The sequence below is a fragment of the Lactiplantibacillus sp. 30.2.29 genome (genome assembly GCF_018991255.1).
Classification (GTDB): Bacteria; Bacillota; Bacilli; order Lactobacillales; family Lactobacillaceae; genus Lactiplantibacillus; species Lactiplantibacillus pentosus.
Genome location: NZ_JAGYGU010000029.1, coordinates 1 through 26,941, shown reverse-complemented (window position 1 = coordinate 26,941; position 26,941 = coordinate 1). Strand labels below are relative to the sequence as shown.

19 protein-coding genes are annotated in these 26,941 nt (G+C 41.8%); 12 read left to right on the top strand and 7 right to left on the bottom strand.

The features are described 5' to 3' along the window. Window positions 1-2: 2 nt before the first annotated feature. Genes KGF65_RS13570 through KGF65_RS13555 form a run of 4 tightly spaced genes read left to right on the top strand, consistent with a single transcriptional unit; the run spans window position 3 to window position 5,259 of the window. Window positions 3-1,235: an MFS transporter gene (locus KGF65_RS13570; RefSeq protein WP_050338216.1), complete on the top strand. Its 1,233-nt coding sequence runs from the start codon at window positions 3-5 to the stop codon at window positions 1,233-1,235. Then, window positions 1,219-1,977: a type I 3-dehydroquinate dehydratase gene (aroD, locus tag KGF65_RS13565; protein WP_216748629.1), complete on the top strand. Its 759-nt coding sequence runs from the start codon at window positions 1,219-1,221 to the stop codon at window positions 1,975-1,977. Before KGF65_RS13570 ends, aroD begins: the two co-directional genes overlap by 17 nt. Window positions 1,978-2,018: 41 nt before the next feature. Continuing rightward, on the top strand, window positions 2,019-2,975 hold the full coding sequence (locus KGF65_RS13560; protein WP_101874227.1) for an FAD:protein FMN transferase: 957 nt from the start codon (window positions 2,019-2,021) through the stop codon (window positions 2,973-2,975). Then, window positions 2,968-5,259 (top strand): FAD-dependent oxidoreductase, encoded by a 2,292-nt coding sequence (locus tag KGF65_RS13555; RefSeq protein WP_216748625.1) that lies wholly within the window; start codon window positions 2,968-2,970, stop codon window positions 5,257-5,259. The genes KGF65_RS13560 and KGF65_RS13555 overlap by 8 nt, the downstream gene beginning before the upstream one ends. Window positions 5,260-5,347: 88 nt before the next feature. On the opposite strand, the gene KGF65_RS13550 is transcribed toward KGF65_RS13555, so the two are convergent. From KGF65_RS13550 to KGF65_RS13535, 4 genes are all read right to left on the bottom strand, one after another. Then, a complete protein-coding gene (locus tag KGF65_RS13550; RefSeq protein WP_101874225.1) occupies window positions 5,348-6,406 on the bottom strand; it encodes a PHB depolymerase family esterase in 1,059 nt (352 codons plus the stop codon). A gap of 168 nt (window positions 6,407-6,574) precedes the next feature. Next, window positions 6,575-8,128: a glycoside hydrolase family 43 protein gene (locus KGF65_RS13545; RefSeq protein WP_101874224.1), complete on the bottom strand. Its 1,554-nt coding sequence runs from the start codon at window positions 8,126-8,128 to the stop codon at window positions 6,575-6,577. A 4-nt stretch (window positions 8,129-8,132) separates the two neighbouring features. Continuing rightward, window positions 8,133-10,955, bottom strand: a complete 2,823-nt coding sequence (locus KGF65_RS13540; RefSeq protein WP_105923477.1) for an alpha-L-rhamnosidase — start codon at window positions 10,953-10,955, stop codon at window positions 8,133-8,135. 21 nt (window positions 10,956-10,976) lie between these two features. After that, complete coding sequence (locus KGF65_RS13535; protein ID WP_101874222.1) at window positions 10,977-12,680, bottom strand: glycoside hydrolase family 3 protein; 1,704 nt, start codon at window positions 12,678-12,680, stop codon at window positions 10,977-10,979. Window positions 12,681-12,903: 223 nt separating this feature from the next. Between KGF65_RS13535 and KGF65_RS13530 the strand changes: the two genes are divergently transcribed. Then, window positions 12,904-13,905, top strand: a complete 1,002-nt coding sequence (locus KGF65_RS13530) for a helix-turn-helix domain-containing protein (RefSeq protein ID WP_101874221.1) — start codon at window positions 12,904-12,906, stop codon at window positions 13,903-13,905. Window positions 13,906-13,958: 53 nt separating this feature from the next. Here the strand turns inward: KGF65_RS13530 and KGF65_RS13525 are convergent, their stop codons facing one another. Further along, a complete protein-coding gene (locus KGF65_RS13525; protein ID WP_105923476.1) occupies window positions 13,959-14,915 on the bottom strand; it encodes an AraC family transcriptional regulator in 957 nt (318 codons plus the stop codon). A gap of 125 nt (window positions 14,916-15,040) precedes the next feature. Between KGF65_RS13525 and KGF65_RS13520 the strand changes: the two genes are divergently transcribed. After that, window positions 15,041-17,428, top strand: a complete 2,388-nt coding sequence (locus KGF65_RS13520; protein ID WP_105923475.1) for a glycoside hydrolase family 2 TIM barrel-domain containing protein — start codon at window positions 15,041-15,043, stop codon at window positions 17,426-17,428. A 152-nt stretch (window positions 17,429-17,580) separates the two neighbouring features. Next, a complete protein-coding gene (locus KGF65_RS13515; protein ID WP_216748626.1) occupies window positions 17,581-18,813 on the top strand; it encodes an MFS transporter in 1,233 nt (410 codons plus the stop codon). Between the two features lie 78 nt (window positions 18,814-18,891). Here KGF65_RS13515 and KGF65_RS13510 read toward each other — a convergent pair whose 3' ends face one another. Next, window positions 18,892-19,260, bottom strand: a complete 369-nt coding sequence (locus tag KGF65_RS13510) for a pyridoxamine 5'-phosphate oxidase family protein (protein ID WP_050338228.1) — start codon at window positions 19,258-19,260, stop codon at window positions 18,892-18,894. Between the two features lie 192 nt (window positions 19,261-19,452). On the opposite strand from KGF65_RS13510, the gene KGF65_RS13505 reads away from it, so the two are divergent. Then, complete coding sequence (locus tag KGF65_RS13505) at window positions 19,453-20,475, top strand: aldo/keto reductase (RefSeq protein WP_101874217.1); 1,023 nt, start codon at window positions 19,453-19,455, stop codon at window positions 20,473-20,475. 165 nt (window positions 20,476-20,640) lie between these two features. On the opposite strand, the gene KGF65_RS13500 is transcribed toward KGF65_RS13505, so the two are convergent. After that, window positions 20,641-21,516: an AraC family transcriptional regulator gene (locus KGF65_RS13500; protein WP_216748627.1), complete on the bottom strand. Its 876-nt coding sequence runs from the start codon at window positions 21,514-21,516 to the stop codon at window positions 20,641-20,643. A 151-nt stretch (window positions 21,517-21,667) separates the two neighbouring features. On the opposite strand from KGF65_RS13500, the gene KGF65_RS13495 reads away from it, so the two are divergent. The 4 genes from KGF65_RS13495 to KGF65_RS13480 all read left to right on the top strand — a co-directional run. Continuing rightward, the gene (locus KGF65_RS13495; protein ID WP_216788205.1) at window positions 21,668-24,976 is read left to right on the top strand and encodes a DUF5107 domain-containing protein; all 3,309 of its coding nucleotides are present in this window, start codon (window positions 21,668-21,670) and stop codon (window positions 24,974-24,976) included. Window positions 24,977-25,045: 69 nt separating this feature from the next. Next, window positions 25,046-25,504, top strand: coding sequence for an NUDIX hydrolase (locus tag KGF65_RS13490; RefSeq protein ID WP_209041614.1), 459 nt, complete (start codon window positions 25,046-25,048; stop codon window positions 25,502-25,504). Window positions 25,505-25,520: 16 nt separating this feature from the next. Then, window positions 25,521-26,540, top strand: a complete 1,020-nt coding sequence (locus tag KGF65_RS13485) for an aldose epimerase family protein (RefSeq protein ID WP_101874215.1) — start codon at window positions 25,521-25,523, stop codon at window positions 26,538-26,540. Between the two features lie 104 nt (window positions 26,541-26,644). Next, on the top strand, window positions 26,645-26,941 hold a 297-nt coding region (locus tag KGF65_RS13480; protein ID WP_216748628.1), incomplete at its 3' end, for an MFS transporter.

Below are 26,941 nucleotides of genomic sequence, written 5' to 3'. Positions count from 1 at the left end.
CCATGAAAAATAAATATATGCCAACTGCCATTAGCTTATATTTAAATTATTTCATCCATGGTATCGGAGTTATTATTTTAGCTCAAAACATGGAAGCTTTGGCTAAACATTGGCAAACAACTACTGGTGGGGTTGCTGTGGTTATTTCCTCACTAGGAATTGGCCGGTTGATTGTTTTACTGGTTTCTGGATTCCTATCAGATAAATTTGGACGTAAGCCGTTCGTTGTATTGGGTGTATTAACTTATTTATTGTTCTTTGCGGGGATCCTGCTAAGTCCATCGATTACCGTTGCTTATATTTTCGGGATTTTAGCCGGAATCGCTAATTCGTTCTTGGATTCCGGGACGTACCCAGCGCTGATGGAAATGTTCCCAGAATCCAAAGGGACTGCGAATGTCATTATTAAGGCATTCATTTCTGTAGGTCAATTTGGATTACCATTATTTGTTAGCTTCTTAGTTGCTGGCAATTACTGGTATGGCTGGTCATTCATCTTCTGTATCGTTGTGATGGTCGTTAACTTACTGTTCTTGTTGAGCGCTGGCAAGTTTCCAGTTGCCAATCAAGATGCTAAGGTTGCTGCGGCTGATGCAACTGAGGAAGCTAAACCAGAATCAAAAGGTAATTTGTGGTTTGATGGAACATTGTTCATCTTATACGGGTATGTTTCACAAGCAACGTTCTATCTTGTCAGTCAGTGGTTAAGTCAGTACGGGACTAAAGTGGCCGGCATGGGAGATGCAAGTTCGCGTGCGTTAATTAGTTATTACAGTATTGGCTCAATCGTGTGTGTGTTAGTGACAGCTGCATTAGCTAAACGCGCCGTAAAAGAAATTCAATTCTTAGGCGTTTATACGTTACTCTCATTCTTATCATTGTTATTAATGTATCTGTTCCCAACATCCTTGATGTGTTCAATTATGTCATTCGTTGTTGGTTTCTCAGCTGCTGGTGGTGTGATGCAGTTAGGCCTGACAGTGATGTCGACATTTTTCCCACAAGGCAAAGGAACGATTACTGGGGCATTCTATACTGCAGGATCAATCGCATCCTTTACGATTCCTCTAGTTACCGGTATGATGTCAACAAACTTGGCTAATATTTTCTTATTCGATGTCATCATTGCATTGATTGGATTTATTTTAGCCGTATTGATTACTGTTCGTTATTACCATCTCTTTGGTAAACGTTCACAGAAGGGAGCTTCTATTGACAATGCAACCAGTCATTAAATTACGAAACATCGAATTAGGCACTGGCCGTCCCAAAATCGCGGTGCCCATCACGGGTAAGACGGTCGCGGATATTCTGAGTGCAGTTGATCCGATTAAGGCCGCTAAGCCGGACTTAGTTGAATGGCGCATTGATTTCTTTGACGGCGTCACGGATGCCGCTAAGTTACAGGATGCCGGCCAACAACTGCGAAACGCATTAGGCGATATTGCCTTGCTGACGACGTTTCGGACGAAGGGTGAAGGCGGTGAATTGGCCTTAGCCGACGCTGACTACTTCAAGGTGTGCCAAGCGGTGATTGCTGGGAATTTCACCGATGCGTTGGATGTTGAACGTTATCATGAAGAAAAGGACGTTAAGCAGTTGGTCGCGCAAGCTCAGGCTGTTAACGTCGTTGTCATCATGAGTAATCATGATTTCGACAAGACACCAAGTGCTGCGGAGATCGTCAAACGGTTGACCAGCATGGTGGACTATGGTGCGGATGTCGCTAAGATGGCTGTCATGCCACAATCCGCTGAAGATGTGTTGACACTACTGACCGCCACCAATATCGCCCATCAAACGTTGTCACGGCCTGTGATTACGATGTCGATGGGTGACTTAGGTAAAGTTTCACGGATCGCGGGCGAAGCCTTTGGATCGTGTCTCTCATTTGCCACGGTCGGTGCTGCTTCAGCGCCGGGCCAGATTGCCTTAGCGCACCTACGCCCAGAACTAGAAGACTTGAAATTGAATTAAGCGATTAAATAAACTAACGATGAACAAGTGGGGTCAGCAGGATGATGGAAACGCATAAGAAATATGTCTCGCAATTTACGATGATGGGTACCGTTATCTCGCTGACCCTCTTTGAACCGAATCAAACGGCGGTTGAGGCCGTCTATGATTACTTGCAACGGATGGATGAGGTCTTTTCGGTCAATCGCCCCGATTCGGAAGTGGCCGCGATCAATCGCTATGCTGGGATTCATCCGGTGTTGGTCAGTACGGCGTGCTTTCGGTTAGTAGCGGATGCGATTCGCTATACGCAACAGTATCCGACTAGTTTTAACGTTCTGATTGGACCGCTAGTCAAACTATGGAAGATTGGCTTTGGTGGCCATCAGGTACCGTCCGCTGAAGAAATCCAGCAACGGTTAGCCTTAATGGACCTGCATGAAGTGATTTTAGATGAAGCGCAATCAAGCGTGTATTTACGCCAACCTGGCATGCAGCTGGACTTAGGCGCGATCGCCAAGGGGTATTTTGCTGATCAAATCGTGACGCAATTGCAACAGGCGGGTATCGAACACGCCATCGTTAACTTAGGTGGCAACGTGAAGCTCCTCGGGGACAATCCACTGACCGCTGATCAACGGTGGCAGGTCGGAATTCAAGCCCCAGAAGCGCCACGTGGCTATCCAGCGTTACAAGTTGAGATGCCAGCACGGACGGTCGTTACCTCGGGAATTTTTGAGCGCTATTTTAAGATTGGCAATCGCCAATATCACCACATTCTTGATCCGAAAACGGGTTATCCGGTGGAAAACCAAGTTGATCAAGTGACGATTATTACCGAACAGTCAGAATTAGCAGAAGTGTTGTCGACCGTGGCCTATTTTGAAGGGCCGAAGCGGGGCGCTCAGCTGATTGAGCCGCTTCCTAAGACAGAGGCCATCTTCATTGACCACGACCAACACGTCACAGTTACCAGTGGCTTAACGCCGCGACGCAAAGGAGTGTTTGCTATTGAGTAAAAAACAAATTACCGGACAGGCAATGGGCCACAACGGTATCATCAATTATGAAGTGGACGTACAAGACAATAAGATTGAGGACTTGAAGATATTAAAACATTCCGAAACGTCGGGGATTTTTAACCAAGTCATCGATAAGTTGAAGCAAAATATTATTACTGAACAGTCATTCGACGTGGATACGATCAGTGGTGCGACGGTCATGACCCAAGCGCTATTGAAGTCGGCTGATCAGGCTGTCGCCGATGCTGGCGTGACCGTTCATCCAGTCCCTAAGAAGGCTAAGCCGCAGACGAAAAACTATCGGACTGACGTCTTGATCATCGGTGGTGGTGAAGCGGGATTGGTTGCCGGTTGCCGCGCACTATCGATGGGACAAAAAGTCATCTTAGTTGAGAAAAACGGCTATTTAGGTGGCGCGACGATTTTGAATGGTTCCAATGTTGTCGGGACAGGTTCGGATGTCTCCGCACAAATCTTTGATAACAATCACGATACACCAGAGATGTTAGCGCAAGATGTCGCTCGTGAAAGCTTGGAAACCAATTACCCGGCCTTAACTGATTTGATGGTGCATAACATTGGCCCAGCCATTGATTTCATCAGCAAGTTCGCCGATTTGCATTACCAAAAGGCCCAGACCCAAACGCCGGAACATTCGATCAATCGACAAATCGAATTGCCGTCCGCAAGCAGTTACGAATTCATTCAAAAGGTCTCAAAAGCCTTTGCTGCCGCGGGTGGTCAAATCTTACTAGACACGCGGGTCGAAAAGTTGATGCTGGATAATGATAAGCAATTACGTGGTGTCGTTGCCGCCCAAAAGGACCAAATGGTCAACATCAAAGCGCGTTCAGTCGTCCTAGCTGCCGGTGGCCATGGTGCCAACCAGAAGATGCGCGGCGAAGAGAGTGAAGGTATCGATTACTATGGTCCAATGACGTCGACTGGTGATGCTTACCAGTTCAACGCAGATTTGGACCTACAAACACACGATTTAGGCTGGTATAAGCTCTATCCACATGGTGTGGAAGTTGAACCAGGCGTGGCCAAGTTGACGACCTACGCTTCAAAGCAAGCGACGGACATGGGTGCCATTTATGTCAATTCCAAAGGAAAGCGGATCGTTAATGAATCCAACGTTTACACGGCTTTCCGGAATGCCATTCTCAAGCAGGATGATAAGGTCGCTTACTTAGTTATGGATGAACGGACTTGGAAGAAAGTCTATGATCTATTGATTTTACACGACTTTACGCCGGAAGAAATTCAAAGCTTCTTCGATAACAAGGATAAGCGCCCAATCTTCGTCAAGGGTAACCTAGCTGATGCAGCTAAACAAGCTGGTATGGATGTGGATGAATTGGCCCAAACGGTCAAAAATTATCAGGGCTACGTCAAAGATGGTCATGATCATGAATTTGGACGCGATCCGAAGTTCTTGCACCAATTTGAAGGTCAGACTTTCTACATCATTGAACAACGCGACCGGTTTGCCACAACTTTAGGTGGTTACAGTGTCAACGCAGACAACTTACAACTAGTCACGACCAAGGATGCGCCGGTTGCCAATTACTTTGGTGCTGGTGAGATCATCGGTGGGGCCAATGGTCACGATTCGATGCCAAGTATGATGAATACTTGGGGTATCTCGTCTGGCTACGTTGCCGGTGCAGCTGCCAGTGACAACGCCCAACGGCAAGCCGCTGCTGGCGACGATGAAGCCAATATCGTGGCAATCGTGGGGACCAACGCCTCCAAGTCTTATAATCGCAAGTTATTATACGTGATGAAGGATTTGTTTGAGACCCAGGTTAACTTTGATATCTGTGAAATCAAAGACTTACCACTATTCAACGAAGACGATATCGACCAAGAGCCTGCAAGTGTCAAAGCACTAGCGGCTAAGATTGAAGCAGCCGATGGTGTCGTGTTCGGCGTGCCTGAATACGATCACAGTATTCCAGCAGCGTTGAAGAGTGCCATCGAATGGCTCTCATGTGCAGAACACCCATTCAAGGATAAGCCAGTCATGATTGTTGGTACGTCACTAGGTGTTCAAGGCACCGTCCGCGCCCAAATGAACTTACGTCAAATCCTGGACTCACCAGGTGTTGACGCCAAGGTCCTCCCTGGCAACGAATTCATGTTGCCACAAGCTGGCACCAAGTTTGATGAGAATGACCATTTGACTGATGACGCTAGCGAACACTTCTTGAAGCAGTGCTTTAGCCATTTTTTGACCGCGTTACCAGCTAAGACGAAAACGTCGGTTACGAATTAAATAGAGCGAGTTGAATAAAGCTAGCACCTGAACCCGGTTGGGGTTTGGGTGCTAGCTTTTTGGGGTTAATTAACTCGTGTAAACTTATCTACGCTTTTCTTTGTGAGAACAGCCATGGTAACAATGTCGGTGTATCAAATGCTGGTTCCCAGCACCCGTGTGGATTTGGTGTAACTTTACCATCATCATAAATCGTCACATTGACATTTTGATTACCACATTTTTTGACCATCTCAGTTGCTTCAAGTGTTCCTTGCACATTTACGGTATGATCGTCATGTGAATGGAATGCCCAAATTGGTGTTTCTTTGAGTGCCTTCGCTTCTGCCATGCGTGGATGCATATATCGGCCCTCACCAGCCGCCCCCACAAAGGATTTATCTTCGTTATAAATATACCCGCAACAGGGGACGATTGCACTAAATAAATCTGAGTGATGTTCTGCAAAATGCCATGTTGCTGCACCGCCGTTAGATAGGCCCACCAAATAAATACGTTTTGAGTCAATATTATCTGACTGAATTTTTGATTTAATCAGACTCAATAATGTTTTACGGATTTCAGGTCGGAACCAACCGTTTAACTCAGGTGCCCAAGTCGCTTGTGGGACCAGCAAGACAGCATTTTCATGCTCAGAGATATAATCATGAATTGTTTTGGGCACATCATTACCTAACAATGGCATCTGGTTCTTGAATCCTCTTTCACCAGAGCCATGTAAAAAGACAACTAATGGTCTTGCTTCATCTTTGGAACCCGTCTGATATTGATAATAAGAGATTCGGCCAGTATCCCTTTGAAAAATATTTGTATCGAAATCTGCCAAATAGTCATCATCTTTAAAGATAACTTCATACTGTACAGTATTTTGGTTGCAAACCTTCAAATTAACTTGGGGGTAGTAAAATTCGTTGACAAATTTTTTTACATCAAAATTCAACAGCGATAATGCCCGTGTCTCTTCAAATTCGATATGAATTTTGCGACCAACTTTTAATAGTGACTTGATTCCAATCTTATGACCATTAACTTCAAAACGGAGCTGTGACTCGGTGAGCTGTTCACCAGTTTCTCCTAACAAATCAGCGCTTGTAACATAATAGCCCGCATTAATAACTTCACAATTATAAATAATCTTACTTGGCATAAAGGACACCTTCCATGTATCTAACGATTCGCTTTAAGAATAGAATATTAGCTTCGCAATTCCTGTCGAAATATCATTTAATGATAGCGGTACTGAGCCTATATCAGAAAATGATTTCATCAATATTCACAATACTGCGCTTGAGAATGCTCAAGATGTACTAAGAGGTCACTCATGCTTCGGTAAAGCCTCACGTACAGCTTGAGAAATGACGAACTGTGCGTTCTTATAAGCGAATATACCTTGAATATCACCGGTATTCAGTGCTGCGATTGCTTGATTTGATAGCAAGAGACTATCTGTTGAGAAGGAGACTTGCTTCTCGTCACTCATCGTTGCGACAAATGTTTTCTTATCTGAACGATTTAAGATGCTGAGTGCTGTCGGGTATTCTGGTAAAGTACCTAATTCCCGGTTGACTTTTAGATCACCTACTTGCTGACAGCGGTAAACGATGTAGCCACCTTCTGAGCTTTGTCTGATCAAAAGTGCAGCAAAATGATCTGCATCTATGATAGTTGCGATTCCAAAACTTCCTTGATTGACATGACTGTCAGGTGAAAGTGTGACAGTGAATCGTTCATCATGTTCCGTTTGTCGAACACCAATAAATGCTGGCGTGCTGAGGTCTGATAATTGATGTTCGTTACCAGGTAAGTGAAGTTGGCCGTCGTAAATGCTAAGCCCTGGCACTTGATCTCGTAAGCTCAGCCACTCGGGATTTAAATCAGACGTGGTGAACTGATCTACGAAGCGATTCTGTTGCTGAGCGTGTGGCAATGATGCCGCATGCTTTGGAAATTGGGATAAGTCAACATTTACTGTAGGAATCCTATTATTCACAGTTGGCCAGTCCTTTTCCCAAGTAACAGGGTAGAGTAAAGTTTCTCGCCCGATGTTTGTAATCGCTGTGAACCCAACCTGTGCGGGACGGGTCCCCAAGCAAACAAGCCACCAATTATGATTGACATCTTGGAATAAGTCGCCATGACCGACATTTTGAAGGGGTTCACTCGCGCGATCACGATTGGTAAACAGCGGATTGACCGTGCTGTCATCAGTGTATGGCCCCCAAATGGATTTACTCCTGAAAATGGTAATCATGTGACCTTCACCGGTACCGCCTTCTGCTGCCAATAAGTAATACCAACCTGACTTTTTGAGAATATGAGGGCCTTCAACATCTCGACCACCAGTACCATAGGTTAGAATCACAGGCTCATGAATAATCTTGCCTGTCGTTAAATCTATCTCGACTTGACGGATTGCCTTTGTCCCTTGTTTATCAACATATCCGGTGAACTGGACATAAGCGTGTTGATCTTCAAAGTAGATATCCGGATCAATCCCAGGGACATCGATTTCTATCCGCTGTGTTTCCCATTCGACGTGCTCGCCGTCAGCACTTAAACGACCACGAATCAGGAAAGTCTTAAATTCGGCAAAATTAGTGGTAATCACATAAAAATGGTGTTCGTAATACCGCAAACATGCCGCAAATATACCCTCATTAGACTTCGACTGCCGTAGATCCGCTTGATTAGAAGAAGATGCGATTCCGGGGAGTTTCGTCCAATTCAGCAAATCGTTACTTTTGGATAGTGCAATTCCCGGATAGTATTCAAAAGTACTGTTAACCATATAGTAAGTGGAACCAACTCGCGTAATGCTAGGGTCAGGATACATCCCCCGTAAGATTGGGTTTTGATATTTTAAGACCATTAGATTATCGCTCCTTCATAAACTGACGTTCACTTGATAATGGTGTAGACGTCAATAAGTCATTGATTTTGACGAGATGATCTGGATCAATGTTGATAAAAGGTAATAATGTATTTAACTTAGTTAACGACATCTTACCAAGACCACCTTGAACGGCATCAGGATCATTCTTAAAGAAATCTAATACCGAATCAATACGGTCAATTTGTTGTACCAATTGCTGATCAGCCATAATTGTCGCAGCGGCTGTATCCTCAGAGTAGTGCTCGATGTAGTTATTAGTTGGTTGATAGTAGATTTCATACTGACCGCCGATGAGTTTGAAACTGTTGCCGGTCAATATCTGATCATTCACGTGGATTTGACGACCTTCAGCTCTTGGTAGCTTAACAGTAACGGTAGTACCAAAAGGAACGGTCAGGCTAACTTTAATCGTATGACTAGCGTCCGTTTCGATACGTGAACTCATCTTGAATGGACCATAGGGCGTATCGTAGTGTCCACTGATTTGTTTCAATCGATAGTCAAAGTGAGGCGCAAAGGTGATTGATTGATAGCCAGCGTCATGTTCACTAATACCAACTAAGTATTTGTAAGCCCACTCCATAATGGCACCAATACTGTAATGGTTTAGAGAGTTCATGCCATCTTTGTTCATACTGCCGTCTGGTTCTACGGAATTCCAACGCTCCCAAACAGTGGTAGCGCCCATTTTGACAGCATATAGCCAACTCGGAAAGTCGGTTTGCAAGAAAATCTTGGTTGCGACTTTGTGCTGTCCATATTTGGATAATACTTGGCAAATGAATGGCGTTCCGACAAAACCGGTTTTTAAGTGATCGTTATCCTTTCCAAGTCGATTGGTAAGATCATTAAGGACACGTTTTACTTGTGATTTAGGAACCAATTCAAATTGAAGCGCAAGTGCATAGGCAGTTTGAGTATCGATTGCCAAACGCCCAGTCGGTGTAATATATTCTCGTTGAATCGCTGACTTAATATTCGTCGCTAGACTGGAGAATTCATCAGCATCTTGGGAATGATTAAGCATAGCTGCAGTTTTTGCGACAATTAAACTGGAGTAATAGTAATAAACGGATGCGATGAAATCTTCGTCGGTTTTACCCGTTGGAAGCGCAGGATTTTCACCATCCAAGGCAATCCAATCACCAAATTGAAACATGCCAGTCCATAAATTAGGTGTTTTGGTATTTGCAGTTATCCAATTGACCCAGGATTTCATAGCGGTATAGTTTTGCTTTAATACCGCGGTATCACCGTAATCTTGATACATGTTCCATGGGATAATGGTACCTGCATCGCCCCAGACAGCTGCACCGCCATCATCAACACCCATAGCAGGCGCATACATTGTCAGCATGCCATCATGCTGACTTTGTTCTACTGCCATGTCACGTGCATACTTCTTGAAGAACTGAAAGACGTTCATGTTGTATGCTGCAGTATTGGAGAAAATATTAGCATCACCTGTCCAACCTAGACGTTCGTCACGCTGAGGACAGTCGGTTGGGACATCCAGAAAGTTACTTTTCTGTCCCCAAACAATGTTCTTAAAGAGCCGGTTGACATCTTCGTTATCAGTGTGAATTGATCCTGTAGACTCCATATCGGAATACAGAACTGGTGATTTGTAGTCCTGTGAATCAAGTGGCTTTGTATTGCCTGTAACTTTAACGTAACGGAAACCAAAATAGGTGAAATGAGGACGAACCCAACCTTCTTTTCCATCTGATACATATGTGAAGCTGGCACGGGCAGTTCTAAGATTCTCACGGTAAAAGTTTTCTTGTTGTAAGATTTCACCAAATTGAAAAGTTAATACAGTCCCTTTGGGCTCACGATTATAAAAAGTGAGCCAACCTGCATGGTTTTGACCAAAATCGAGTACGGTCTCTTTTGCAGGTGTTGTCAGTATTTGTTGAACTGCCAGATTCTCGTGAATCTTGATTGGCAGACTTAAACGATCTTGAAGCGTCGTTTTAGACTCTGAGAGGATGACCACTGGCTGCCAATCAGTAATAGTGAGTGTGTCGTCAATATCTTCGCCATAATAGATCGCTGATTTGGTGATTTTCCCAGTTGTGGTTTCCCAGCTCGAATCGGTATTCAAAACAGTTGTACTGCCGTCTGCATAGGTCAGATGAAGTTCGGCGAGGATGCGCTGCTGGTCACCGTAAATACAATCCTTACCACCATCAAAGCCATAGGTTCCTTTATACCAGCCATCACCGGTACTAAAGCATAGTTCATGCGTTGCTGGTGACTGTAAAGCTTTTGTGACATCATAGGTTTGGACTTGAACCCATTTGTTATAGGCAGTCACGCCTGGTGCTAAATACTCATCACCAATCTTTTGATGATCTAAATACGCTTCATACAATCCCAATCCAGTCGCATATAATCTCGCTTTTACGATTGGTTGTGTCGTCTTAAACGATTTTTTGAATAGTGTGTTTTGAACCGATTTATTGGAATTTCCAATCCAATCTGCTGTGTATTTTTCAGCCATTTTACCAGTCTCAAAGTGGCTATCTGCGGAAATTTGTTGCTCGCTATTTTGAAGGATGATGCGGACAGAATATTCTGTTCGAGGTTCTAAATCCATTGCAACGTCGAAAAAGTTATTATCGTAATCGGTTAATTCAGTTTGATAACAAGGTTGCTCTGAATTCGATTTCCAAATAATAAGTTGTTTCTTCACTTTAGTGTAATGTGGCGCATCAACCTTGAATTCAATTCGCAAATTAGTTAGATCAAATCCCAGTGGTTCATGCATATGATTAATTAGAATCTGTGAAATATTCATGATGAAAATCCTCCTACTATATTATAGTTTAGCCGTTAAATCTCCGCAGAATGGGTCAACAGGGCTTTTGCCGACGAATGATTCTTGACCACTGATTTTGCGTAATACCGCATCAATATTTGATTGATTTCCCGTATAAGCATTGATAAATGTCGAGACTCGTGGCAAATCAAACAAGTGGTATGGATTGGCCGTAGAGATGAAGACTGTTGGAATACTTTGCAAATACCAAGGAGCATCGGCAGCCATTAAATGGACCCAATTCAACCGGGTCGTCGTTTGGTTGCTGGCAGTTTCGACGTTTGCAATATAGAGTGCCAAATCAAACTTTTTCTGTAGGTCGCTGACGCCTTCTTCAAATACTTCGTGAAAATCTAATTTGTTTTGATTAAATAACGAGACTTCAAACCCTTGGTCTTCCAAGCCCTTCTGAAATGCGTTCGCAACATGCCCGCCTTCTTTAAAGCCACCGTCGTCAGAATCACCTAATACAACGAGACGAATCCGTGGGTATTTTGCAGGAGTTACGGGTAATAAACGGTCGCGGTCTTTGACTAGCGTGACTGACTTTTTGGCAACTTCATCTGCCCAGCGTAAGTGTTCCGCTTTATTAAGATTCAATTGGCTGGCCGGTGTTTTCAAAGAAGTTTCTTCAATGTCCATAACGCCCTGTGATAGTTTTGTGCCGAGAATGCGCGTCACGGCTGTATCCACACGTGACATTGGTAAGGTGTGATACTGAATAGCTTCCTTGATATAAGCATAATCCTCATCGATATTCTTATTAAAGAGAATCATATCAATGCCAGCATTAATGGTTGCAGGTAGGACCTCAGACCGGGGCAGTGTTGTATTATAGCCTAACATTGGTGTGGCATCCGTAATGGTAAGCCCGTTAAAGTTTAATTGATCGCGTAGTAAACCATCGATTAATAGCTTGGAACTAGATGCAGGCCGTAAGTCTTTATCTTCAATTCCTGGTTGTAAACGGCGTTCCCAAGCAGGCTGCATAATATGTGCGATCATAATACTTGGAATACCAGCTTCGATAAAATGGTGATAGATCTGCCCATAGGAAGTCATCCAGTCGTCAGCCGATAGTGAATTAATGGAACTTAAAAGGTGCTGGTCACGCTCATCTACTCCGTCTCCTGGAAAATGCTTGATAACAGGGATGATGTCACTTTTTTGTAGTCCCTTTGTCTGAGCTGAGGCCATTTGAATAACTTTTGATTGATTGCTCCCAAAGGTACGGGTATTCATAATTGGGTTGCGAAAGTTGTTATCGATGTCTACAATTGGTGCAAAAGACATGTTGACACCAACTTGACGTGCCTCATTACCAGCGACTTCGCCTAGTTTAAATGCACTAGTGGTGTCGTCTGTGGCTGCCATCTGGAGGGGCATCCCAAACCAAGTTCCTTCTGTAACAATACCATTACCGCCAGACTCCAGATTTGCTGCAAAGAACAATGGAATTTTGGTGGCTGACTGAATGTGTTTAACTTCATCCTTAATTTTCTCTGCAGAATCGGGTCGATACATCATCCCGCCTGGCTGGTATTTCTGGATGAATGCGGGCAAATCAACGGTATCTTCATCTTGTCCGATAACGAAGAATAGTTGGCCAATCTTTTCATCCAGAGTCATTTGTGAAACTTTGTTTTGAACATAGTCAATTTGATTTTGGTTTAAATAATATGGTTTTTGCGTTAAATCTAGCATAAGATATAAGCCTCCAATTTGTGTTTGCGCTTACATTCTAGCTTAAGTGTAAAAGTGAAACTATTGCTAAAAGTCAGATTAAGTGTGTTCATTTCATAGATGTGTGTCTGCAGGCCTTATCAACAAATATACATTAGAGTATTATGAAATCGATTACAATAACGTGAATCAACTTATTGGCGAATAATGTGTGAAATAGCAACTTTTGAAGGGAAATGATCGAATGAATACCGAAGTTTTAGAATTATTACGACGGAATAATCGACCACGTGATTGGAAGAAAATTGCAGCTGGAATGCATGTTCATCCAGTCGATAATGTTGGTGATAAGCCAGTGTATGAATTTTTTAGTACTTTGGATGATTCCTTGGAAATTAATTTGCAATCTATTGCGATTTCAGTACAGCCTGTAAATTCATACATTCCGTTTCACATTCACAATTATGTTGAATTGATGGTTCCGCTGTTAGGAGACTGTGTTGTTGCAACCAAGCATGGCAACTTTCGGGTTGCTCAAGACGATGTGATTGTTATGGGGGCAAGAACGGTACACCAGGTACAAGCAATTGATGATGGCTCAATTGTCGTCAATATCGCTTTGAAGCGATCAGCTTTCTCGTTAAACGATTTTGAATTTTTACGTCCAGTAAATAACACGACTAATATATCAACATTACTCTTATCGATACTTTCCAATGAAGACCGTAGTGAAGGCAATTATAGTATATTTGGAACAAAGCATAATGCCAAAATCGTAGGGGTGCTATATGATATCATCCAGGAATTTTATGCTGCGGATGGTCAGAGTAATCAGATTATTCGGCTAGAAATTTTAACTTTGTTTTTGCGGCTCATTCGTGTGGCTTCAGAGACTGATTTCAGGGTTAAAAAGCAGGTGAATACGGGGACCAACTTATTGTCTTTATTGCTATATATTGAAAAGCACTATTCAACGATTACGTTAGCAGCCATGGCAGACTATTTTGGATTCAATCCTAATTATTTGTCAGCTTTTTTAAAGGGTAAGACTGGACTAACGTTTATCAAACTGGTCCATTTGCAACGAATTAATGTTGCTGCAGAATATTTGACGTATACTTCAGCACCCGTTGATCAAATTGCGATTAAAGTTGGCTATGAAAATCCGTCATATTTTTATAAAGTCTTTCGGAAGCACCTAGGTGTGTCTCCTTCTGAGTACCGAGCTCAGCATCAATTAAGATAAGAAGAAAAGCAGTTCAACTTTTTGAACTGCTTTTCTTCTGTCCAATGATAATTTCATTTGAAGCGGTGACGATATTGATTGGGGGATAGGTTCGTATTCTTTTTAAAATAATGATAAAAATAAGTCTCACTGTTAAAGCCAAGTTGTTCGGCTATCGCATTTATTTTCAAGTTGGTGGCAACTAAGAGTTGTTTTGCTTTTTGGAGACGGACTAATTGGGCGTATTCGGTGAGGGTCTGACCGGTCTGTTTCTTGAGCAATCGGTTTAGATACTCTGCGTTGTAATGCAGGTGCTGTTGAATATCGGTTCTAGAAGCTTGACCTAAACGTTCATCAATAAAGTGGATGACGCGGTGGACGAGATAATCCTCCTTTGAGGCATCTAAGTCCACGTTTTTGATATTAAATCGGGCTGTATCTTCAAGAGCGCTTAACAACCGTAAGACCAAACCATGCTGAAAGTAAGTCGCGCCAATTTTCTTAGTTGCGACTTCTTGTTGTAATGAATCCATAATAATTTGAAAAGTTTCATAGGGCACTGGTATGGTTCGAGTTATTTCTAGATAGTTACGCTTCCACTGGTTATTTGATCTTAGATTTTGATTTAAGAAACTGAAGATGGTGCCAGTACTGGTGGTTGCGTCTAGCAGTGTCCTCAAGAGCGGTTGTGATAGGTTAATAAAAATAACAGTACATCCGATATCTAATGATTCCGTATGCGTAATTTGGGGAGGCAGAAGACAACCATCGCCTGCTTTGAAATAGAATTCTTGGCCTTCAATGAAGTTGGTTAGTTGTCCTTTAAGTACATACATTAACTCAAAGTCTTCGTCCTGATGAGGTTGCGAATAATCAGCTGCTTCAAAAGATTTGACCTGTCCAGATTGGACCATTGTGTAGAGAACCTTATTGTTTAATCGTTGTTTATAAAAGAGCGCTAACGGCATCTGAGTTGCAATGATTGCCCGCTTATTATTAGATGTGATCTGTTCAAAATAATTATGTGGCATTGTTGTGATACACCTCTTGACTAAGTTGGTAAATTGCAGGAAATGATTTTTTTGGTCGATTATCGTCATTATAGCATATGAAAAAAGCGTCTAAACTGGAACCATATTCAGAGGAGTTGAAAAATATGCGTGTGAAAGAATATTTAAATGATGATTGGCAATTTCATACAGGTGAGCTGAAGGCCCCTTTTAAGACTGCTAAGAAGGCCCATGCACTTGGTGGACTAACTGCAGCGTTACCTGCAGAAAATGAGCATCGCATCCTGCCAAGTGCTGGTGGTGTCCATTTTCTAAAGCTAATAGCTCAAGGAAATGTGGAAATGGGACTAAGAAATTTAGCCGGAACGGATTTAACTAGTCGTCTGGATAGCTCTTGGCAGATGGTTACATTGCCTCATGATTGGAAAGTTGCGCAACATTTTGTTAATAATCCGGCCAATTTAATGAGTGGCTCTAAGGAGGATGGTGTCGGATATTATCGTCGCGTCTTTGAGTTACCTGCAGAATTATTTAAAAGTCACCGGGTAGTTTTACATTTTGATGGTGTGATGCGTATGGCAGACATTTGGTTAAATGGTGCTTATCTCGCACATAATAATAGCGGGTACACGAGCATTGATCTGGATATCACCGAGATGGCTAATTATGGTGACGAAGGGCCAAATGTATTGCTAGTGCGGACGGACACAACGACTGGCCCTGAAGGCTGGTGGTATGAAGGTGCAGGTATATACAGGTCAGTTTGGCTAGAGCAGGTTCCTTATGTGTCCTTAAATGAGAAGAGCCTCTATGTCTATACCAAGTCCCTAGACGAAAGCAGTGCTGATCTGGGTATTGAGTGTGCTGTTGAAAATCACACCGATAACCCACAGGTTGTTCAGCCCATTGTCGAAATCAATGAAGAAAAAATCAGTCTTGAAAAGGTGACTATTCCGGCGCATGAACAACATGTCTATCATGCGAACTACTCATTGAAAGATCCGATGCTTTGGACACCTGAGACACCTAATTTATACACAGCTCGTTTTAAGCTTACTGATGATTTGGTGCAGAAGGAGTTTGGCGTCCATACCTTCAAGTATAACGAGAATGGTTTTTATTTGAACGGCAATCGATATGAATTGCATGGCGTTTGTGAACATCAAGATTTTGGTGGTGTGGGTGTTGCACTAAATCAAGATATTGTCAGCTATAAGGTGTCACAAATGAAACGGATGGGCGTCAATGCATGGCGGAGTGCACATCATTTTGCCTCCGAAGAGCTATTGACAGCATGTGACCATTTAGGAATGCTGGTTATTAATGAAAATCGACTACTAGAAAGTACCCCGTGGCGTGTGAATGATTTGGAAAAGATGGTCATGGCAAGTCGCATGCATGCCTCTATCGGCTTCTGGTCAGTTGCAAACGAAGAGTTGATTGGTAACACAGCTCTGGGGGAACGAGTTGCTAAAAAATTGGTTCAGACTATTAAAAAATGTGATTATGAACACCTAGTCATGTCCGCAGAACTGTTGAATCCTGAAGGTACCGTGGACGAGGATTATTTAAAGAATTTTGATGTCTTGGGTGTTAATTATCCTGAAGCCGGTGTCATGGGTGCGGGCGCAGAACTGATCAAGCAAAACCATCCGCACCTCCCAATGATGAGTACTGAAAATGCGTCATACTTTTCAACACGGGGCGTGTACAAGGATGATGCTGAAAAGTGTCAGTGTAATAATTTTGGCTCGATGTATTCGATGGTCTTACCTGGCAAACGGAAAGCTGGCGATCCCGGAGTAGGTGGAACTGCACATCCAGAAACTGTCATGGATTATTTCCGTCAACATTCATATATGGGTGGTGTGTTCTTGTGGACAGCATTTGACTATTATGGTGAACCATCACCATTTGAATGGCCTGGAATTGGCTCACAATTTGGGATTTGTGATAATTGTGGTTTCCCGAAGGATTATTACTATTATTATCAAGCACATTGGACCAGTGATGACATGATTCATGTGATGCCAGCTTGGAATCGTGATGCTTTAGAGTTGGACTCAGATGGGAAAGTTGCAGTGCGGGCGTTTAGTAATGCCCAATACGCCGAACTATTTGTTAATGGTATTAGCTATGGTCGAAAAGCGCTCAATGACTGTGAAGTTAACTGGCGTGTCCCATATGCTGATGGTGAGTTAAAAGTCTGTGCAGATAATGGCGGAGCAGTTGTTGCTGCTGATTGTCGACATACGAGTGATATTGCGAAAAAGGTTAATGTTTCGAGTGTTTATAGTGGTGTACAGGATACGTTGTATGAAATTAGTGCTGTCGATCAGAACGGTTATTTAGTGGAAAGTTCAAATGACACGGTAGATCTCAGCATTCAAGGCGGAACGATTATCGGTACTGGAAATGGTAATCCTGCAAATATTGAAACACCAGTATTAAATCAAGTCAGATTGTTTAATGGGCGAGCTTTGGTGATTGTCCGTCGAGTTGATCCACAGGTTGAGTTGACTGCGAATTATTAAATGAGACGTAATCGTTAGTACTGGGAAATGAACATAAGAAACATGATTTTTGAATATGGTGTGCGTAAGAAGGACACCATATACTTATAACTGTAAATGAAAGCGCAAACATTATTGAAAAATAAGACGTTATAGGAAAGGGTGCTTTATTAATGACTAGGAAAAAAGTTGCATTGGCGTTTAGCATATTGAGTATGAATTTATTGTTGATGTCTGGCTCAGTCGTTGGGGCTGCTATTGCTGCCATCAGTAAATCGTTTCCAACTGAACCAATTTCTAAAGTTCAGATGTTGAGTTCGATTCCACAACTTGGACAATTGGTTGCAACATTACTGTTCACATGGTTAACTTACCAATTGACACGTAAAAATATTGGGTTAGTTGCGGTTGCATTTGTTGCAATTGCAGGCTTGTTACCGGCATTTTATAACAGTAGTTTGAATATGATTTTAGCCTGCATGGTCGCATTTGGATTCGGATTAGGACTAATCAGTAACGTTGTACCAGTACTTTTACAAGAGTACTTTGAAGGTGAAGAACGTGCCACTGTAATGGGGTGGTCAATGGGCTTCAATAATATCGGTATGATGGCTTCAACTGCGATTGGTGGAATTTTAGGTGGCAGTAACTGGCGTAACTTATTCTGGATTTATGCGGTTGCAATCGTTATTTTCATTCTAGTATTTGCGATGTTGCCTAAAGGGGCTAAACTTACAGTCAATCATGAACAAGGCAACAAATCCAAAGGTGGCTTTTTACGAGTTGTCAAAGGATTGAATAAGTACGTATATATTATCTTAGCCGTTAGTTTTGTCATGTCCCTCATTATGATGACCTTTATGTCTAATCAATCAATCGTGTTAGCTGCTAAAGGGCAAGGAACCGCTTATACGGCACTAGTTACCGCCATCGGAAATTTAGGCGGAATTCTTACTGCTTTCGGGTTGAAATATATTCGTAAGATGACACGTAACGAAACTATGGCATGGGGATTCATTTCCTTGGCATTATCATTTGTATTCGTCGTTTTCTTTAATAATGTTATCATGCATATCATTGGAAATATGTTCTCAGGAGCCGGAATTGTGATGGTTAATGCTACGATTCCATACGAATTATCCATTTTGGCTAATAAGAAACAATTTCCAATCGTCATCGCAATGAATACCTTAATGACTTCAATTGCTGGTGTCACAGCACCAATGATTCTAGCAGGACTGCATATTAGTGCTGGGAACACTTCATTCGTCGTAGGTATTATCGCAAGTCTAGTGATTGTCGTCCTATTATTTGTAAGTCGGTTTGGTTCACGCGTCGGCCGCGCCCACAAACAGCAAGATAAAGACTGTTCTGTTGAAGGTGCGCAAGCGCATGCTAGCGTCTAAATAAGCTACTAATAATAATTTAGCCACATAAAAAACCAGGCACACTCTGTAGTGTGCCTGGTCTTTTATGCCTGATAATTAAATCTTCTGTTCCACATCCTCAATCGTCACAACCAAAGTAGCCCGAATCCAGTCGAACTTAGCGTGCATCTGATCAAAGTAAGCGCCGCTAGTCTCAAACTTACCGGTGCCGTGAATATGGAAGCCGCAGCCAGTTCCGGTCGTGCCTGGCACCTTATAACTACCAACGGCGATGGTCAGGTGGTTATCCTTCGCGAAGTCGGCTTCAATTGAGTGCATACCAGCTGATGGGATCAATAGGGTATGGTCGTCGACTAGTTGCATGTAATGGCTCCACGTATTAACGACGTGGGCTGGCTGACCGTTGACGGAAACGATGGTTGCGGGGGTGGTGTCTTTGATTACTTCAAGAAATTTAGGGTCCATAATGAGTCTCCTTTAATATTATATCACTATAATATATTCTAGTTCATATATTAATTTTATCAAGCAAGACGGTTCAAAAGTGAGCAGAAATGTTGCCTTGTGAACGTCAACGACGCTAGTAAAAAAGGCAGTTGCTTTTTGCTAATGAAAGCGGTAACTTTAGCTAGGAGTGATGATGAAGGGGTGTTTAAAATGTATCAGGCAAGTCAGACGCGTTATGATCAGATGCAATACAATCGAGTGGGGCAGAGTGGCTTAAAACTATCTGCAATCGGGCTCGGATTATGGAATAACTTTGGTAGTGTTGATCCAATTGCCAATCAAAAGGCGATCATCCATCAAGCCTTTGATCTGGGGATTACTTATTATGATTTGGCCAATAACTATGGCCCGGAACCAGGGAGTGCGGAGACCAACTTTGGTCAAATTATGAAGACCGACATGCGGCCGTACCGGGATGAGATGGTGATCGCCAGTAAAGCGGGCTATGTCATGTGGCCGGGACCATACGGCAATTGGGGGTCACGCAAGAGTATCATTGCCAGTGCTGACCAGAGCCTACAACGCACGGGACTAGACTATTTTGATATCTTCTACAGCCATCGTCCCGATCCTGAAACGCCGATGGCCGAGACCGCAGCGGCCCTCGACCAATTAGTTCGTCAGGGCAAGACACTCTACGTTGGGATTTCCAACTATAATGGAGAACAGACGGCGGCGATGACTAAATTATTTGAGCAACTCGGAACGCCGTATATTATTCATCAGCCGCGCTATAACATGTTCAATCGTCAGGCCGAGCAAGATTTGTTCCCGGTACTGACGAAGACGCACAAAGCAGCGGTGGGGTTCAGCTCGCTATCGCAAGGACTATTAACAGACAAATACTTGCATGGCATCGCAGCGAACTCCAGAGCGAATAAAGCCACAATACCATTCCTCAGCCCGGTCCAAGTTGAACAGACGCTTACGACCGTTAAACGGCTCAATGAGGTCGCACAACAACGGGGACAGAGCCTGGCACAGATGGCCTTAGCGTGGAACTTACGTGAGCCTGCCTTGGCTAGTGTGTTGATTGGTGCTAGTCGGCCACAACAGGTCGTTGATAACGTGGCGGCTTTGGACCAATTAGTATTTAGTGAAGCTGAATTAGCGAAGATTGATCAAATTTTGGCTGAACAACCAGCCATTGATTGGTCAGCCGGACGAAAGTAACGTTATATAGCGAATCTAACAATCGCTATATCGAATGCTTGAATAATAACCAAACAAAGAAAGGGTCGCATCCGAAGATGCGGCCCTTTCTGTACCTAATAGTTGGTTTAATAATAACACATATTTGATAAGACAGCATTTTTATTAACTACAGTTATTAGTGAATTAAGCTTTACGATTGCGATAATGCTTTGGAGAAACCGAATATTCTCGTTTAAAGACACGAGAAAAGTAGTAACTGTCTGCATATCCTAAACGAGTTGCAATCTGCTGAATTGTAATATTTGTATAGTCTAGGTAATAAGTGGCACGTTCCATTTTAAGCTTAGTTGTATACTCGTTAATGCTATTTCCGGTAACCGCTTTAAATACTCGACTGAGGTAGCTAGTTGAGATTTTTAAATGATTAGCTACGGTGGTTAAGCGAATTGGAGTGTCAATATTGTCATATATAAAATTAACTGCTGCATCAACATAAGGACTACCTTGTATTTGAGGCTTATCATGAGTTGAATTTAGAGATAATTCAACGAGCATGAGTCCCAATAGTTGCGATGTATATAAGCTTCGATGATACGTGAATCCAGGAATATAAGTTTTAATCATTAACCAAAAATATCGCATAACGTTTGTTACCTCTGCATTTGAAATTTGATTGATATAGAAAGGTTTATTGGTAAAAACATTTGGATACTCTGTCGCCAATTTTCCAGTGAAGTGTACCCAATAGATATCCCAAGGGTTGCTTCTAGAGGCTTGATAGACTTGTTGCACACCTGGCGGCAGGATAATTAGTGAGTGTTTATGGAGTTGATAGCACTTGTGATTAATTGTAGCGCTACCGGATCCACCAGTACAAAATATAATGATCCATTCTTCTGCACCGTGTTCACGAGAGACGTAGTGATACTCGGCATTTGGAAAAAAGCCAAGGTTTGTAACGTAAAGATTAGACGTGATTGGCGCAGTTACGAGAGTTTTAATAAACGTCTTTGGGAGCACAAACAAGTATTCATTATCAAAGTCTTCTAGTCGCTTCATGGCTAATTATCACTCCAATTTTAAGTTAATCTATTGCTGTTACATGAGTTAATGTAGCTAATAGTCCATCTTTTGAATATAAAATTGCATTTAATGAAAGCCCTTTCAATAATATCATAGCATCAATGAAGGACGAAAGGGCGTGTCACAGATGATTAATACAATAACAGGTGTTTCTCTAAAAGAGACTAAGTTAGTTATTCCGACGTACCAGACAGGAAAACCTGAAAAGAATCCGATGTTTTTGGAGAAACGTGTTTATCAAGGTAGTAGCGGAAAAGTATATCCGTTTCCCGTGACTGAGAAAATTTTAGATAAAAAAGTTGATCAGAAATATAATGCGGTAATTTTGGAAAACCAATATTTACAAATTACGTTTCTACCTGAGTTAGGTGGTCGGATTTATCGTGCCTTAGATAAAACTAATAACTATGATTTTGTCTATTACAACCATGTCATTAAACCTGCACTAGTCGGCTTAACTGGATCATGGATTTCGGGGGGTATTGAATTTAACTGGCCACAACATCATCGACCAGATACCTTTTCACCTATCGAATATCGAATGGAAAAGCATTCTGATGGTGCTAAAACATTATGGATGAGTGATACAGATGCGATGTATGGTACTAAAGTGACAGTTGGATTCACATTAACACCGGATAAGGCTTACCTTAAATTGGATGAGTATTTTAAAAATCCAACTAGTATACCGCAGACCTTCTTATGGTGGGCTAATCCTGCTGTCCCAGTAAATGACAACACGCAGTCAATTTTTCCACCGGATGTAACAGCTGTTTTTGATCATGGCAAGCGGGCTGTTTCAACGTTTCCGATTGCAACGGGTGAATATTATAAAATGGATTATTCATCAGGCGTTGATATTTCCAGATATAAGAATGTACCGGTGCCGACTTCGTATATGGCAGCACATTCTGAATATGATTTCTTAGGTAACTATGACCACGAAAAACAAGCAGGTTTATTGCATGTTGCAGACCATCATGTATCACCCGGAAAAAAGCAGTGGACTTGGGGAAATGGTGACTTTGGAAAATCCTGGGATCATCAATTAACCGACAACGACGGGCCATATATTGAATTAATGGTGGGTACTTTTACTGATAATCAACCAGACTTTACTTGGTTGAAGCCGCACGAAGAAAAGTCATCAACTGAATATTTTATGCCCTATCAACACGTTGGAGCGGTTAAGAATGCAACAAAGGACGCAGTGCTGAATTTTCAGAAGACTGATAAAGGTTATGAGCTAATTGTTTATACGACATCAGTATTTCATGATGCACATGTTAAGGTTCTGCAGCATGGAACAGTTGCTAGTGATGATACTGTGACAATCAAACCCACAAAAGTTTTTTGTAAGACTTATACTGATTTACCATCAGAGAGCGATGAACTTAACGTTGTTGTGACTGACTCGGATGGTAAGACGCTAGTGACTTATCAGCCACGCAAAGAAAAAGTAGAGAAAATTCCAGAACCAGCTAAAGCAATAGAGGCTCCGAATCAAATTCAAACTAATGATGAATTATTGTTGGCAGCCAAGCATCTTGAACAGTATCGGCATGCAACATATCGACCAGACGACTACTATTTAGAAGCGTTGAAGCGAGACCCAGGCGATGACCGTGTAAATGATGCTTACGGGTTACTGCTTTATCGGCGAGGCCTATTTAGTCAGAGCGAGCAGTATTTTAAAGCAGCTGTTATTAGAGAAAACAGCCATAATACCAACCCGTATAGTGGAAGTGCTCATTATCATCTAGGGCTCAGTCTATTGAAACAAGGGAAGACTCAAGAAGCATACGATCATTTTTATAAGGCGACTTGGTCGTATGAGACACAATCTAGTGGCTTCCTTTCCCTTGCTCAAATTGCAAGCAGTAAAGGGGATCTGAAGCAGGCGTTGAGATTCCTGAACAAGGCGGTCTTAACCAACTATCACGATATGACTATCCGGACTCTGAAGAGCAATGTCTTAAGACGTTTAGGAAAGCTAGAAGAAGCCAATCAGTTAGTTGTTGAAAATGAAAAAATTAATTGTTTAGATGCTGGGAATTTATATGAAAAATACTGCTTATATCCTAACAAGCATAATGAACAGATGCTAAAGCGTGCTTTAAACAATAATTTAAATGATTATTTGGCCCTAGCTGAGCAGTATATGGCTGCAGGACAGTTTGAAGAAGCCATGAAGATAGTAAATTCTTTTAAGATTGATAATCCTATGAAGTATTATTACCAATCTTACTTAGCTGCTAAATTAAATATGCCAACTGAAGCAAGACAGTATGCGATGGCTGGTGCAAAAGCATCTGCAGACTATGTTTTTCCTAATCGGTTAACAGACGTTAAGGTGCTCGAATATATTATTGATCAGTATCCGAATGATGGATTAGCTGCATATTATTTGGGCAATCTGTTCTATGACCGAAAAGTCTATGATCGAGCGATCCAATTGTGGGAGCAATGTTCACAATTGACGCCTAAATATGCAATGGCTCATCGTAATTTAGCAATTGGATATTTTAACAAGCAACAGAAGTCACAGGCTGCGCTGCGAGAATTGGAGACTGCATTTGAGCTAGATCCACAAAATAGTCGCTTAGTATTTGAACTTGACACATTATATGAAAAGCTTGCATATCCATTGAAAAATCGAATTACCTTTTTGGAACAGCACATGAATTTAGTCAATCAGCGTGATGATAGTTATATTTCACTTGTAACGCTACTTAATGAAACGGGACATCATCATAAAGCGTATGACTTAATTATGGCGCATACATTCCACCCTTGGGAAGGTGGAGAAGGAAAAGTCAGCACTCAATATGAGTACGCCTTAGTCGAATTAGCAAAGAAGGATCTCATGGATGAACACCCACGTTTGGCAATCGAGAAATTACAACAAGCATTGACTTACCCGCGGAGTTTAGGTGAGGGTAAGCTACCGATAGCCGTTGATAATGTTATTGATTATTATCTTGGGCTTGCTTATCAACAATTAGGTGATAATGAGGCAGCAAAATCATATTTCAATAGTGCAACCCAGGGGCTGAGTGAGCCTACAGATATGATGTACTACAATGACCAGCCTGCAGATACAATCTTTTATCAAGGGCTAGCATATGAACAACTACAGAAAATGGAAGATGCGCGAGCGAAGTACTATAAGCTTATCAACTTTGGTGAACAACATCTGTTTGACAAATTTAAGATGGATTATTTTGCAGTATCATTGCCAGATGCACTCCTGTTTGAAGAAGATTACCAAACACGTAATACGGTGCACTGTTATTATTTAATGGCTTTGGGCTATTTGGGACTGGGAAATATTGAAAAATCTCAAAAGTTATTCAAGAAGGCTGGCTCGCTTAGTAATCATCATCAGGGCATTATTCGCCATCAAAATTTTGTAAAAATTAACGGTAACAAGTGATTTTAGAATAGCAACCATGAGTTCGGTGGTTGCTTTTGTTGAAAGCATAAAAAGGTGGTGGAATAGGTTTTGTTTGGTTATGTGGAAAATATCCGTTCTAAAGTGGGTCATCGACCGGTCATTTTAAATTCGGCATCAGGGGCATTGATAAACGCAAATAAACAAGTGTTGTTACAGGAACGCGTGGATACTGGTGATTGGGGATTCCCAGGCGGATATTTGGAATATGGCGAGACTTATAAGCAGGCTTTAATTAGAGAGTTTCAAGAAGATGCGGGTCTAACAGTTCTGCCGACAAGGCTATTAGCATTATCTGATGATTACACTTACCAATATCCGAATGGCGATAAGGTTCAACCGATTAACTGCTTTTATTTAGTTTGTCATGTAAATGGACAATTGTTAAATGTGCAAACAGATGAAACAGTTTCACTTGCATATTTTGATTTAGCTAGTCCACCACATTTTTTTAATGCGCAGCATTTTCAAATGTTTCAAGAACTAAAACGAAATGCTTTGACGTTATAAGTTTGGAGGAGCTCGAATGCAGGTTAGCGTATTTAAATATGGGCATCAGAATCACCATGATCTATGTGAAATTTCCATGGTAAATGATAGAGGTGTACAGGTCAAAATTTTGAATTATGGCGCGACTCTTGAAAGTATTGTTTTACCAATGGTAACTGGGCCGCGAAATGTTGTTTTGTCGCTAGGAGGCCCAGAAGACTATGCAAAGGAACGTAATTTTCTGGGTGGAACAGTTGGACGAGTTGTTGGGCGAATCAGACGTGGCTGTTGGCGCATGGGAAACCAAGAAGTGCACTTACCACTAAATGATGGTCCTAATCATATTCATGGTGGATGTGGTACGGATACTAAGATATATGATTTTCAAACGGTTTATCATGAAAACTTTGTTGAAACAATACTGACATTGGTCGATCCAGATGGCAGTAATGGATATCCTGGTAATTTGAAGCTACAAGTCAGGTATCGCTTAGATAACTTTGATAGTATTGAATATTCAATTCGAGCTATCACGGATAAAACAACTATTTTTAATCCGACTAATCATGCTTATTTCTGCTTAGATGGTCCTAATCAGCGAGTTGAACATGCCCAATTACGCATCGATAGCGATTTTTATTTGCCGCTTGATAGTCAGAGTTTACCGTATATGGGAGAAAAATCTGTAGTAGGGACAGTATTCGATTTTCGAAAGTCAGTTCCAATTGGTCAAGCATTGAATTCAAATGATTCAGAGATTGTTGCTGAACATGGATTGAATCATCCGTATATTTTAACTGGTTGTCAGCCAGCGGTGACTCTAGTAGCAGCAGACAAGAAAGTTTCGATGAACATAACGACAAAATCACCGGCAGTAGTCGTTTATACGGCTAATCACTTCAATAATCAAGGGATTACAAGTAATATTTGTCAATATAATGGTGTTGCATTAGAGGCGCAATTTCCGCCGGCAGAGGATAGTGATCTATCATCAATTACGTTGTTACCAGGTGAAGTGTTCCAAACTCAGACCACTTGGGCATTTAATTTCGAGTAGCTCAGTTTCAGAATAATTTAAGCTTAAAACAATTGCAAAAATGTAATCGTTTTCAAAGTCGGCTTGATTAGATGAATTATTATGTCAATACGAGGAGTAGACAAATGAAAAGTAAAAAGAAAATCAGTTCTTACGTCATATTAATTTCATGTGCAGCTGCATTGGGTGGGTTACTATTTGGTTATGATACGGCTGTGATTTCCGGCGCAGTAGGCTTTTTGCAAATTAAATTTAGTCTAACAAGTGCGGAGGTTGGTTGGGTAACCTCTTGTATCTTAATTGGCTGTGCAATTGGGGTGTCGGTTGCAGGAATTCTAAGTGACTTATTTGGTCGTAAGAAGATTTTAGCGCTGTCCGCAATTATTTTTGCACTATCTTCATTGGGAGCAGCATTTTCTAGT